The organism is Sphingobium sp. CFD-1 (genome assembly GCF_024611115.1).
GTDB lineage: Bacteria > Pseudomonadota > Alphaproteobacteria > Sphingomonadales > Sphingomonadaceae > Sphingobium > Sphingobium baderi_A.
The window spans coordinates 3,089,621-3,102,653 of the sequence record NZ_CP084398.1 but is presented as its reverse complement, the minus strand read 5'-3'; the positions used below and the strand labels follow the sequence as shown (position 1 = coordinate 3,102,653).

General features: G+C 60.7%; 12 protein-coding genes. 9 read left to right on the top strand and 3 right to left on the bottom strand.

What is annotated here, in order from left to right; all coding sequences use genetic code 11:
* The first annotated feature begins 16 nt into the window (after positions 1-16).
* The 6 genes from LDB26_RS15620 to LDB26_RS15600 all read left to right on the top strand — a co-directional run bounded on the left by LDB26_RS15620 (position 17) and on the right by LDB26_RS15600 (position 6,935).
* Complete coding sequence (locus tag LDB26_RS15620; protein WP_257539113.1) at positions 17-1,525, top strand: glycerol-3-phosphate dehydrogenase; 1,509 nt, start codon at positions 17-19, stop codon at positions 1,523-1,525.
* Entirely contained in the window at positions 1,522-2,988 is a 1,467-nt protein-coding gene (locus LDB26_RS15615) for a glycerol kinase GlpK (protein WP_257539112.1), read from the top strand. The genes LDB26_RS15620 and LDB26_RS15615 overlap by 4 nt, the downstream gene beginning before the upstream one ends.
* A 99-nt stretch (positions 2,989-3,087) precedes the next feature.
* On the top strand, positions 3,088-4,587 hold the full coding sequence (locus tag LDB26_RS15610) for a catalase (protein WP_257539111.1): 1,500 nt from the start codon (positions 3,088-3,090) through the stop codon (positions 4,585-4,587).
* 116 nt (positions 4,588-4,703) lie between these two features.
* Positions 4,704-5,561 carry an MASE1 domain-containing protein gene (locus LDB26_RS21555; RefSeq protein ID WP_306812037.1) on the top strand — a complete coding sequence of 286 codons (858 nt, stop codon included), beginning with the start codon at positions 4,704-4,706 and terminating at the stop codon, positions 5,559-5,561.
* Positions 5,562-5,584: 23 nt separating this feature from the next.
* Positions 5,585-6,469, top strand: coding sequence for a GGDEF domain-containing protein (locus LDB26_RS21550; protein WP_306812068.1), 885 nt, complete (start codon positions 5,585-5,587; stop codon positions 6,467-6,469).
* Positions 6,470-6,557: 88 nt separating this feature from the next.
* Entirely contained in the window at positions 6,558-6,935 is a 378-nt protein-coding gene (locus LDB26_RS15600; RefSeq protein ID WP_062060925.1) for a MerC domain-containing protein, read from the top strand.
* A gap of 142 nt (positions 6,936-7,077) precedes the next feature.
* Here the strand turns inward: LDB26_RS15600 and glpX are convergent, their stop codons facing one another.
* From glpX to LDB26_RS15585, 3 genes are all read right to left on the bottom strand, one after another.
* Positions 7,078-8,061: a class II fructose-bisphosphatase gene (gene glpX / locus LDB26_RS15595; RefSeq protein ID WP_062068232.1), complete on the bottom strand. Its 984-nt coding sequence runs from the start codon at positions 8,059-8,061 to the stop codon at positions 7,078-7,080.
* A gap of 344 nt (positions 8,062-8,405) precedes the next feature.
* A complete protein-coding gene (locus LDB26_RS15590; protein ID WP_257539110.1) occupies positions 8,406-9,710 on the bottom strand; it encodes a homoserine dehydrogenase in 1,305 nt (434 codons plus the stop codon).
* 80 nt (positions 9,711-9,790) lie between these two features.
* The gene (locus tag LDB26_RS15585; protein WP_257542164.1) at positions 9,791-10,684 is read right to left on the bottom strand and encodes a hypothetical protein; all 894 of its coding nucleotides are present in this window, start codon (positions 10,682-10,684) and stop codon (positions 9,791-9,793) included.
* A gap of 255 nt (positions 10,685-10,939) precedes the next feature.
* On the opposite strand from LDB26_RS15585, the gene LDB26_RS15580 reads away from it, so the two are divergent.
* From LDB26_RS15580 to LDB26_RS15570, 3 genes are all read left to right on the top strand, one after another.
* Positions 10,940-11,593 (top strand): energy transducer TonB, encoded by a 654-nt coding sequence (locus LDB26_RS15580; protein WP_062060919.1) that lies wholly within the window; start codon positions 10,940-10,942, stop codon positions 11,591-11,593.
* Between the two features lie 74 nt (positions 11,594-11,667).
* A complete protein-coding gene (locus tag LDB26_RS15575; RefSeq protein WP_062060915.1) occupies positions 11,668-12,426 on the top strand; it encodes a MotA/TolQ/ExbB proton channel family protein in 759 nt (252 codons plus the stop codon).
* Positions 12,427-12,539: 113 nt separating this feature from the next.
* Positions 12,540-13,028 carry a biopolymer transporter ExbD gene (locus LDB26_RS15570; protein WP_062060912.1) on the top strand — a complete coding sequence of 163 codons (489 nt, stop codon included), beginning with the start codon at positions 12,540-12,542 and terminating at the stop codon, positions 13,026-13,028.
* Positions 13,029-13,033: the final 5 nt, after the last annotated feature.

Here is a 13,033-nt window from a genome sequence, read left to right as displayed (position 1 = left end):
GGTCTAGACTGCCCCGGTGAGCAGCCAGGTCGTCGATCCCATTCATGATCTTGCCGTCATAGGCGGCGGCATCAACGGCTGCGGCATCGCCCGCGACGCCGCCGGGCGCGGCGCTTCCGTTCTGCTGCTGGAAAAGGGCGATCTGGCCCAGGGCACATCCTCCGCCTCGACCAAGCTGATCCACGGCGGCCTGCGCTATCTGGAACATTATGAATTCGCACTGGTCCGCGAATCTCTGTCCGAACGCGAACGGCTCTGGAGCATGGCGCCCCACATCATCCACCCGATGCGCTTCGTCCTGCCATGGGTGCCGGGATTGCGCCCGCGTTGGTTGTTGCGCCTGGGCCTGTTTCTCTACGACCATATGGGCGGTCGCCGCGCGCTGCCGCCCACGCAGTCCATCGACCTGCGCCGCCACCCGGCCGGAGCGCCGTTGCAGCCGGGCTTCGGGCCAGGCTATGTCTATTCGGACGGATGGGTGGATGACGCTCGTCTCGTCATCCTCAATGCGCGCGACGCAGCGGACCGGGGCGCCAGCATCCACACGCGCACCGAAGTCGTGAAGCTCGACCGGGAAGGGGAACATTGGACCATCCACGCCTGTCTCTCGTCTGGCGAAACAAGTCGTTTCAGGGCGCGGGTCGTCGTGAATGCCACCGGCCCATCGGTCCTTGCCCTGCTCGCCCGCGCGAATCAGTCCACGGATCGACATATGCGCCTTGTCCGTGGATCGCACATCGTCGTGCCGCGTCTGTTCGATCATGACTTCGCTTATTTCTTCCAGCTTCCCGATGACCGCATATTCTTCGCCATTCCCTATGAACGGGACTTCACGCTGATCGGCACCACCGACAGCGACCATCATGGTGCTCTCGACCATGTCACCGCCAGCGCGGAGGAAGTAGCTTATCTCTGCGAAGGCGCAAATCGCTACTTCGCGCGCCAGATTACTCCGGCCGATGTGATCTGGAGCTACGCCGGCGTGCGTCCTCTGGTGGATGACGGCTCCGGCAAGCCCGAGGCGGCCACGCGGGGCTATCGCCTCGAACTGGAGGGAAAGGAGGGCGAAGCGCGGATGCTCAGCATTTTTGGAGGTAAGATCACCACCTATCGCCATCTTGCCGCCGAAGCGGTGGACATGATGAAACCGTTGCTGCCCACATTGGCGGGGAAGGAATGGACTGCCTCCGCTCCCCTTCCAGGCGGCGATTTCCCGATGACCGGCCTTGCCGACCTTCTGGCCGGATTGTCGCGTGACTATCCCTTCCTCGATCCGAACTGGATTGACCGCATCGGCCGCGCCTATGGCACCGCTACCCGCCGCTGGCTTGGCGAGGCTAGGCGGCTGGACGATCTGGGCGTTCATTTCGGTCATGGCCTCACCGAAGCCGAAGTGGATTATCTGACTGCACAGGAATGGGCACAAACCACAGATGATATTCTTTGGCGGCGCACAAAACTGGGCCTGCGGTTCGATGCGGTTCAAACCTCGCCTCTTTCGCGCTGGCTGGAGGAAAGGTCATGACGGATCGCTTCATTCTCGTGCTCGACGCGGGCACCACGTCCACGCGGGCGATGCTCTATTTGCCGGACGGCAGGCGGATCGCGACAGCGCAAGCCGACCTTACCCAATATTACCCGCGTTCTGGCTGGGTCGAACAGGATGCGGAAGAAATCTGGCAACATAGCCTCGCTTGCGCCCGCCAGATGGTGGAGCGTGCGGGCGGCGTGGACGGCATCACGGCCATCGGCATCACCAATCAGCGTGAGACAGTCGTCGCCTGGGACCGCAGCAGTGGAGAGCCGCTGCACCGCGCTATCGTCTGGCAGGACCGGCGCACAGCGGCGGAGTGCGAGGCCTTGCGCGAAGCGGGGCACGAACCGATGCTCCAGCGACGCACGGGCCTTGTCGTCGATCCCTATTTCTCCGCCACCAAGATGCGCTGGCTGCTCGACCATGCGTCGGCGGTGGGGCAAACGGGTGAGCGATTGGCGCTGGGCACGGTGGAAAGCTGGCTGGTGTGGAAGCTGACCGGCGGGCTGCACATTACCGATGCCAGCAATGCCAGCCGTACCCAACTGATGGCGCTGGACGGCGACGGCTGGGATAGTGATCTGTGTGCGCTGTTCGGCGTCCCCAGTGCCGCTCTGCCGGAAATCGTCGATAATGCCGGTGTTTTCGGAGAGGCGCGCGCCGATGTCCTAGGCGGACCGGTGCCGATTTGCGGGCTGGCGGGCGACCAGCAGGCTGCGACCATCGGGCAGGCTTGCCTGCGTCCTGGTGATGCCAAGGCGACGCTGGGCACCGGCGCGTTCATCCTCGCGAATATGGGGGAGGCGATGCCTACGTCCCGTCATCGGCTGCTCGGCACGCTGCTTTATCGAATCGGGGAGCGCCGTGCCTATGCGCTGGAGGGATCGATCTTCGTGGCGGGGAGTCTGATCCAGTGGCTGCGCGATCGACTGGGGTTGATAGAGGCGGCGGAGGATAGCGAGGCCCTCGCCCGTTCCGTGCCAGACAATGGCGGCCTATTCATGTTGCCCGCGCTGGTGGGGTTGGGCGCGCCGCATTGGAGGCCGCAGGCGAGGGGCGCGATCACCGGCTTGACGCAAGGGAGCACACGCGCCCACATCGTTCGCGCGGCGCTGGAATCGCTGTCGCATCAGATCCACGATCTCGCCGATGCCTTCGCGGCGGACGGCGCGCCTTGGCGCCTCCTGCGAGTGGATGGAGGCATGAGCGCGAACGATTGGATCGTGCAGGATATGGCGAATATGCTGAACCTGCGCGTCGACAGGCCATCGGATGTCGAAACCACTGCATTGGGCGCGGCCATGCTGGCGGGGCTGGGAGCGGGGCTGTTCGGTTCGCTGGAGGAAGCCTCCTCCATGGCGTCGCAAGCGACGCGTTTCGTTCCGGATATGGGCGTCAAGGAACGCGCGGCGCGTCTGCGCGGATGGCACGATATGTTAGCGGCTCATGCCTGATATGCGCGGTCAAATCGATCAGTGAGGCAAATTTAATCAATTTCCCCCAAAATAGATTGAGGCTTAGTCTAGCTGCATCAACAGCCCAGGAGGATGACGATGGCCGATAAACCGACCATGACGACGAGCGCCGGTGCGCCGATTGCCGACAATCAGAACAGCTTGAGCGCGGGGCCGCGCGGACCGTTGCTGTTGCAGGATTATCAGCTGATCGAAAAGCTCGCCCATCAGAATCGCGAGCGTATTCCCGAACGCGTTGTCCATGCGAAGGGCTGGGGCGCCCATGGCGTGCTGCGTATTACCGGGGATATCAGCAAATTTACCAAGGCCAAGGTGCTTCAGCCAGGTGCGGAAACGCCGATGATCGCGCGCTTTTCCACCGTCGCGGGCGAACTGGGCGCAGCGGATGCCGAGCGGGACGTGCGCGGTTTCGCGCTCAAATTCTATACGCCTGAAGGCAATTGGGATCTGGTGGGCAACAACACGCCGGTTTTCTTCGTGCGCGATCCGCTGAAGTTCCCCGACTTCATCCACACGCAAAAGCGTCATCCGCGCACCAATCTGCGTTCGCCGACGGCTATGTGGGATTTCTGGTCGCTCTCACCTGAATCGCTGCATCAGGTGACGATCCTTATGTCCGACCGTGGATTGCCGACCGACGTGCGCCACATCAACGGCTATGGCAGCCACACCTATTCTTTCCTCAACGAAGCTGGCGAGCGCTTCTGGGTCAAGTTCCACTTTAAGACGATGCAGGGACACAGGCACTGGACCAATGAGGAGGCGGCCAATGTCGTAGGCCGCACGCGGGAATCGACGCAGGAGGATTTGTTCGAGGCCATCGAAACCGGCCATTTCCCGCAGTGGAAAGTGCAGGTCCAGATCATGCCGGAGCTGGATGCGGAAAAGACGCCCTATAATCCTTTCGACCTGACCAAGGTTTGGCCGCATGCCGACTATCCGCCGATCGATATCGGCGTGATGGAATTGAACCGCAATGCCGACAATTATTTCGCGGAGATCGAGCAGGCGGCTTTCTCTCCCTCCAACATCGTGCCGGGGATTGGCTTTTCGCCCGACAAGATGCTGCAGGGGCGCATATTCAGCTATGCCGACGCCCATCGCTACAGGCTGGGCACGCATTATGAGGCATTGCCGATCAACGCGCCGAAATGCCCGGTCCATCACTATCATAAGGACGGAGCGATGCGCTTCTTCCCCAACAATTCGAATCCGGCCGCCTATTATGAGCCTAACAGCTTTAACGGTCCGGTGCAGGACGAACGGTTGCGGGAGCCGCCGCTCAGGATTTCGGGCGATGCGGATCATTATGACCATCGCGAGGGGAATGACGACTTCAGCCAGCCGCGCGCCTTGTTCAATCTGTTCGATGATGCACAGAAACAGCGCCTGTTCGCGAACATAGCGGCCGCGATGGGGGACATTCCCGCCGAAATCGAAGAGCGGCAGTGCAAACTCTTCGATCAGGTCCATCCCGATTATGGCGCGGGTGTCCGGGTGGCGCGGACCACGATCAGGAACCGCAATCCCGCCATATCCGCGCCTACCGATCAGACGTTGGCGGACGCCTCGAACTGAAGAAGCGCCAGGGAAATCGACGCTCCCCTCCTTTGCGGGTTGGGGGGGCGTCCGCATAGATTGCGTTCCCTGTCGTGAGCATATTTTAACCAAGGGCGATTAGCAGGGTACGCGACATGCGTTCCTCTCTTCGCCTTTCTTCTCTGCTTGCGCCGGCGTTGACCGGAGGCATCTATTTTCTGGTCGCCTCCCTCTCTCTCATGACGTCGTGCTTTGAAGGTGGCATTGCTTTCATCTGGGCTGCCAATGCTTTTTTGATGGCGGAATTGCTAACATCGCAACGCGCTAACTGGCTGCGCGCGATCACGGCATGTGCCTTGGCCAGCGCCATTTCCACGGCCCTGTTCGGCATGGGGCCGGTTGCGGCGATCCCGATGATGCTGATGAACGTAGCCGAATCGCTTACGGTAGCGGTGATCTGCCGATATTGCGTTTCCGGCCGGAACATCATGGTGTCATTGGTTCCATTGGCGGTTTTCGTGGTTGCCCTATGTGGCGTGAATGTCGTCGTGGGCCTGGGTTCCGCTCTGGTCGCCTCGAATCTGACGCCAGCGTCCTTTGGCGACAGTTGGTTGCAATGGTGTTCTGGGCATGTGTTGGGGGGGCTGGTCTGCACGCCGGTGCTTGTCATGCTCATGCAGGGCGAATGGGCGCGATGGTTCCGGACCACGTCCCGGCTGCTCCGGCTGGAGTTGTTTGGCCTGCTCCTCCTGTTGGGGGGAACGACATGGTATGTGTTTCATCAAAATCATTACCCGCTGCTGTTCGTGCCGCTTTTGCCGCTGGTCATCATTTCCTTTCGCGCGGGTCATTATGGGGCTGCGGCGTCCATCGTCGTTCTCGCGCTCATGGGGGGCGCATCGTCCCTGTTCAATCATGGCTATTTGTCGACAATCGCGGCGTCAGCGGGCACGAAAACCCAATTCTTTCAGATCTATCTGGTTTTCAGCTTTCTCCCGTGGCGGCCGAGCTGAACGGACGGCGCAAGCTGTTCCAGATGTTGCGCGAAAGCGAAGCGCGATACCGAATCATCGCTGAACATTGCGGTGACATGGTTCTGAACCTGGGCATTGACGGCCGTATTCATTACGCGTCGCCCTCCGTTCTGGAACAGATCGGCTGTGCGCCGGCTTTGTTGATGGGGCAGCCGGCGGCCGACCTCATCCATCCCAAGGACAGGGGTCTCGTAGTCGCCACCTATCGCCGTGCGCTGGAACAGCCAGGCGACATCCATCGGGTCGAGTTCCGTCTTCTTCGCGCCATCGACGATCTCGATTGGTATGAGATGGTGGCGCGCGCCGTGATGGATGAGGAGAACGGGGCTACTGGCGTCGTTTGCACCGTTCGGGACATGTCCCGTCACAAGGCGCGGCAGCAGGCATTGCAGCAGGTGGCATCTCATGATTCGCTGACAGGAGCGACGAGCCGCCGTGCATTCTTGGAAAAGCTCGAAACGGAAATCGACCGGGTCGGAAATAATGTCCGTTCCTGCCTGCTGCTTTTGGACCTCGATCATTTCAAGGCGGTCAATGACTGTCATGGTCATGCCGCCGGCGATAAGGTTCTGGGCGTCTTCGTGGAGCGTTTGAAGCCCGGCCTGCGCGGCGAGGACTGTATCGGACGTCTGGGAGGTGAGGAGTTTGCGATCCTGCTGGCGGATCCGGATATCCGCCAGGCCAGTACTGTTTGCGAACGATTGCGCCATATGATGGCGGATGAACCCGTCTATCTCGACACCGGTCTGAGCGTGACCGTGACGTTCAGCGCTGGCTTGGTGGAACTTGATGGCGCTTTAAACGCGGCGGCGCTGCTGGAAGCTGCGGACAAGGCGCTTTATCGTGCCAAGAACAGCGGCCGCAACTGCTTGCATCTGGCTGCCTGACGCGCGGCGATCTATCGTCGTTTCACCAGCGAAAAAATCGCAATGATATATTGTAACCTATGCGGCTATCGCCTATGTAGCGGTCGTCATGCAGTTCAGCCTTCGCCAAGCCCTGTCAACAGGCCGGATCGACCGGATCGCCATGGGCCTGTCCGGGCTGTGTGTTGCCCATTGCTTTGCAACGGCTGTGATCCTGGGCCTGCTCGCTTCGGCAGGAGGTTTCTTCGCCAGTCCGTTATTTCATGAGACGGGGCTGGTGTTGGCGATCTTACTTGGGGCTGTGGCGCTCGGGCATGGAGCGGTGGTGCATGGTTTCATGATGCCCGCCGCTATCGGTTCGTTAGGTCTTGGCATCATGGCAGGCGCCCTGACGATGGATCATGGGTTGCAGGAAAGCGCCTATACCTTGTTGGGCGTAGCGATTTTGGCGCTCGGTCACGATCTTAATCATCGTGCGGGTCGCTAAAGCCGGCCATTCGCAGAACGCGGAAAACAAAAGAAATCAGGCGGTGAACGATTCATTCCAGTCGTTCACTGCCCTAGCCAGTATGAAGAAGGGGCCCAAGTGGCCCCTCCCCATAATCGGATATATTTCGTCAGGGACGCCTTTAACTGTCCTTGCGTTCCAACCGGTGTTCGCCCTTGACCCAGCGAACCGTGCCTGTGCTGGCACGCATAACCACGCTTTCCGTCGTGAGGTGGCCACCCGGCAGCCGCTTGACACCGTCCAGCAGTGAACCGTCGGTCACGCCGGTGGCCGCGAAAATGCAGTCGCCCTTGGCCAGTTCTTTAAGGTCGTAAATCTTGTCGAGATCAGTGATGCCCCATTTACGAGCGCGTGCGCGCTCATCATCGTTGCGGAACAGCAGCTTGCCCTTGAACTGTCCGCCCACGCAGCGCAACGCGGCGCAGGCCAGCACGCCTTCGGGCGCACCGCCCGAACCCATATACATGTCAATGGTCGTTTCGGGATTGGTCGTGGCGATCACGCCAGCCACGTCACCATCGGGAATCAGCATGATGCCGCAGCCAATGGCGCGCAGTTCCGTGATGAGCTTTTCATGACGTGGACGGTCCAGCACGCAGACGATGATGTCGCCTGGTTCCACGCCCTTGGCCTTGGCAACTGCTTCGACATTTGCCCTCACGGATTTGTTGAGGTCGATAATGTCTTTCGGATAGCCGGGGCCAACCGCCAGCTTCTCCATATAGACATCGGGCGCGTTGAGCAGGCCGCCTTCTTCTGAAATCGCGAGCACTGCCAGCGCATTCGGGCCAGCCTTCGCGGTGATCGTGGTGCCTTCCAGCGGATCGAGAGCGATGTCGATCTTGGGGCCCTTGCCGATGGCGTTACCGACTTTTTCTCCGATGTAGAGCATCGGCGCTTCGTCGCGTTCACCCTCGCCGATGACGACGGTGCCATCCATATAGAGATCGTTGAACGCCAGACGCATGGCTTCCACGGCGGCTGCGTCTGCCGCTTTTTCATCGCCGCGACCGATCAGCTTCGACGCCGCGATGGCAGCGGCCTCGGTCACGCGCACCATTTCCAGCACCAGAACGCGATCGAGAATCGAGCTAGCCTGCACCATGTCCATTCCTCTTTTGAGCGGTATTGGGGAGGGCGATACGGGGTCGGCTTTGCCTTGTCGAGCCATGTGTCGCGTATGCGACTCCTTTTGACGGTATGATGCAACAGATGGGCGTTTCCGGCGTTAGCAAATGCGGAAAAGAAGCAGGGTTGCCAGGATTGGTCGTTCCGCTGATCGTCGCCAGTTTTGCTGCTGGAGCACCGGCGTCAGCCCATCCTGTGCGCTTGCCGTCGTCGGCAATCTCGATTGTCCCAAACGCGCCAATCGCACCTTGCTGCGGTTGGGGGAGCCAGTTGAGGATATTTTGTTGCACAGCTTCTGGTTGCGCTGAATCCCAACTGGCATCAGTCGAGGATATGCATGACCATCGGAGTCTGGAGCAGGCTGTCCGATCCGGCAAGGCGATCCAGCGTTTCGCTTACGCGGCGCTCTTCCCCAGCATGGGTGACGATCGCCATCAGAACGCCGTCCTGCTGATTCGCGCCACGCTGGATCATGCTTTCAATGGATACGCCCGCATCCCGGGTCGCGGCAGCGATTTCCGCCAATACGCCGGGCCGGTCCTGAACCTTGAAGCGCAAATAGCTGCGTCCGATGCGATGGCCGGCGTCGGCCGGCGGCTGCGGACTGAGTGCGGCCACCGGCATGGCGAAGGCATCGCCATACTCATCGCGCGCGACGTCGATCAGGTCAGCGACGACCGCCGATGCCGTGGGGCCTTCGCCAGCTCCCCGCCCCTCAAAGAACAGGCGACCGACGAAATTGCCTTCCACTACCACGGCGTTGAGTGATCCGTCGACATGGGCAAGGGGGTGATCGGTCGGGACTAGCATCGGATGAACGCGCTGGAACAGGCCATCAGGACCATTCTCGGCCATGCCGACGAGGCGAATGCGATAGCCCAGTGCCGCGGCTTCGGCGATATCGGCCGCGATCACATGACGAATGCCGGTGATGGCGACATTGTCGAAATCCAGCTCAGTGCCGAAGGCGAGGCTGGCGAGGATAGTCAGCTTGTGCGCCGCATCCACGCCGTCAATGTCGAAGCTGGGGTCGGCTTCCGCAAAGCCGAGTTCCTGGGCCTCCTTCAACACATCGTCGAATCCGCGTCCTTCCTTCTCCATGGTGGTCAGGATGTAGTTGCAGGTTCCGTTGAGAATGCCGTAGACTCGGCTGATCTCATTGGCGGCGGCGCCTTCGCGCATGCCCTTGATGACGGGAATGCCTCCGGCGACGGCCGCTTCATATTTGAGCGCAATGCCTGCCTTTTCAGCGAGTGCTGCCAGGTCTAGCCCATGATGCGCCAGCATCGCCTTGTTTGCCGTGACAAAGGGCTTGCCCGCAGTCAGGCATTGCCGCGCCAGCGTCAGCGCAGGGCCATCAGCGCCGCCGATCAGTTCGACCACCACATCGATATCATCGCGCGCCGCCAACGTGGTCATGTCGTCCACCCATTCATAAGGGGATATGTCGACACCTCGGTCTTTGTTGCGGTCCCGCGCCGAAATCGCGACGATCTGGATCGGGCAGCCCGCGCGCCTGGCAATCAGGTCGCCGTTGGTCTGGAGCAGCCGGATGACGCCGCCGCCCACTGTCCCCAGACCAACGAGCGCGACGCGCAGCGGGGCATGGCGGTGGAGATTTGTCATGGCCTATCCTTATTCTTCCAGCAGGTCAGGGCCGCGCTGATAGCGGCCCTAACGCCATAGTCCAAGGAAAAGCAGGGAGCCTAGCGAACCTGCCTTGTCCTGTCGCATTGGCCCAGCGCTTGCATCACAAGCCGATAGTCCGCCTGTGCCGCTTCGGCATCGGGCACTGACAATGCCCGGATCGATCGGGGAGGAAGCGTGGGAGGAAGGGCGCAGGCAAGCCGGTACCAGAGCAGGCTGCCGGGCTGCGGCGGGCGCGCCGCTTCATCGACGATCTCGCCCAAGGCCACGGCCCATCGCGGTTCCTGACCGGGTCGCCTTATGATTGAGAGAGAGACAGGGTCTCCATTTTCCGTTCGAAGGAAAATCTGTGTCTCTCCTTCACCCGCTATGGTGCCCGACACATGGAAGGCATCGCCGGGTCCTATGATGCGGGGCGGAGCACCCGGCGCTACAAGCGCCGAAACAATATTCTTCACCTGTTCCATATCCGCGGAGGTGGCGGGAATCTGTGCATCCCGCGCGACCAGTTGGATGTCGCCCGGCCGCGTGCCTTGTCTCGCAAACAGTAGCATTTGGACCTTTTTCAGCTTGGCCGTTTTTCCCCGGGTGTCGATCGGCGCATCATATAGGTAGCTGACGGAGGGGCTGACGCCGCCCTCTCCGCGAATCAGGGCCATTACATCCGCTTCGATATAGAGGCGTCGATAGCCAGGCGGCACAACTCCGGCATGTTTTTCGGACAGGGGGATGCTGTTGCGGATAAGCACATGCGCGATGATGGGCGCCTCATCGGCAAGGTCGGCAATGTCCGCATAGGAGGGCCCGGAAGATACGATGGAGTGGGGGGACTCCGAGTATTGTGGAGCGGCTTGAGCAATCGGACTTGCCCAAATCAAAGGGTTTGAGGCGGAAATGAGGCATGCCCAAAGGATATTTTTCGACATGCCGGTAGATTTCTCTGTCTTCTTCATCATATGCTGGCAATCCGTTGCATCAATGTCACATGCAAGCCATTCCATGGCGAGATGCTAAGATTGTTTGTAAACGCAAACGGGTGAAGCGATAAAGCGTTTGCGTGGCGGAAGATGCCGCGATAGGAATTTGAAGGGTAGCAAATGGGAAGGATATAGGCCAAGGATGTCCGGGAGAGCCCGGCCGTCTTGGGTCGTTTTTGGCTCATTTGTGCATAACAACTAGTAAGCTGAGTTAAGGAGTGTCGTTGCCGAATGGCCTATGCTGACCACTCGCAAGGATCGAGTCGCACGATCTCGATCATTATCGTCGCCCTGATTCACGCTGTTCTCGGCTATGCCTTCGTCACCGGTCTTGGCATGAAATATGTCAAAAAGGCGGCGGAACAGCTGAATGTGATCGACGTGAAAGAGGAGCCGCCGCCACCTGATGAGGAGCCGCCGCCGCCGCCGCCAGACCAGCCGGTCGAGCCGCCGCCGGTCGTTGCTCCTCCGCCGATCGTGCAGACGCCGGCCCCTGCGCCGCCGATCCAGACCGTGCGTACACCTCCGCCGGTTTTCAATCCGGTTCCGGTAGCGGCCCCACCGCCGCCGCCGCCTCCGCCCCCGGTCGCGGCAAGCCGTGCAACGCCGCGCTCGGCGCCTGGTAGCTGGCTCAGCGATGCCGACTATCCAAGCCGCGCCCAGCGTGAAGAACGTTCGGGTACCGCTGGCTTCAGACTGGAAATCGGACCGGATGGTCGCGTGACCAGCTGCACCATCACCTCTTCGACCGGCCATTCCGATCTCGACGAGGCGACATGCCGCCTGCTGCCGAAACGCGCCAGGTTCAAGCCCGCCAAGGGTTCGGACGGCCAGGAGATGGCGGATACATATAATGGCCGCATCACTTGGCGACTGCCGGAGTAATTCAGTGACGGGAAGGCTGGCGACCCACGCCGCCTTCCCTTTCTTACGATCTATTTGAGAGGGAAGTCTTGAACATGTTGATGTCTATCGCAGCGGCCGCTGCCCCAAAGGCGGCCAATCCCTACGGTCTGATGGAAGCCCTCGAGCAGGGCGGCGTCATTGCCTGGACCGTCTTCATCATCCTTTGCGCCATGTCGGTCGGCACTTTCTACATCCTGTTCACCAAGCTGATCGAGCAGCAGAAGGTCATCAACCAGGGCAAGAAGGTCCGCGCGAGCTTCTGGCGTGCGCCCAGCCTGAAGGAAGGCGCGGCGAAGCTTGAAAAGAATTCGGCCTACAAGCAGATCGTCGATGACGGCATCAAGGCTCAGGAAGAACACACCAAGCTGACCGATCCGGTCGAAGCGCATGATTGGCTGCACGGCTCGCTTGCGCGTTCGGAAGCGCAGATCAACTCCAGCCTGGGTGGCGGCCTTGCCTTCCTCGCGACCGTTGGCGCGACCTCGCCGTTCATCGGTCTGTTCGGTACGGTTATCGGCATCTATCGCGCGCTCATCAAGATCGGCGCGGCTGGTCAGGCATCGATTGACGCTGTTGCAGGCCCGGTCGGTGAAGCGCTCATCATGACCGCCTTGGGTCTGGCCGTGGCCGTTCCTGCGGTGCTTGCCTATAACTTCCTGCAGCGCCGCAACAAGTCGATCGCGGAACAGCTCAACAGCTTCACCGTTGATCTGCTGGCTTATCTGGTTTCGAACGGTGCGGTTCGTCCGTCCGTGGCTGCCGCTCCGGCTGCTTCGGCTGCCAAGCCGGCCGCTGCGCCGAACAAGGCCTGATCGCTTGAAAAGTCGGTTCGGGAACCGGCGGGCGGCTGCGATCGCCTGGTTCCCAACCGGCCATGGGCCTCGCTTGGCGGGGCGCCATAGAGACGTATGTTAGGATATTATCAATGGCAATGAGTGTTGGCTCCGACGGCGGTGATGACGCCCCGATGTCCGACATCAACACGACGCCGCTCGTCGACGTTATGCTGGTGTTGCTCATCATCTTCCTCATCGCGGTCCCGGTCGTCGTCCAGACGGTTCAGCTGCAGCTCCCCAAGGTGGCGTTCGAGCCGACGACGACGAAGCCGGAAAATGTTTCCCTGTCGGTCACGACTGGTTCGGACGGTAGCTGCGCGGTGTATTGGAACCTGACCCGGGTTTCGTCCGATGAGCTGCTTAATCGTGCGGTGGCGAAGCTGGAAGCGGATATCAAGAAAGCGGGTGGCGTCGAAAATCTGACGCCGGAGGATTTGCCTGAAGTGCACATCCGCGGCGATATCAATACCCCGTATCGGTGCATCGGCGGCACCATCTACACGATGCAGCGCGCTGGTTTCCCGAAGGTCGGCTTCATCTCCGAACCTGAACCGGGCACCACCACGCAGCGGCTGTAAAAGTT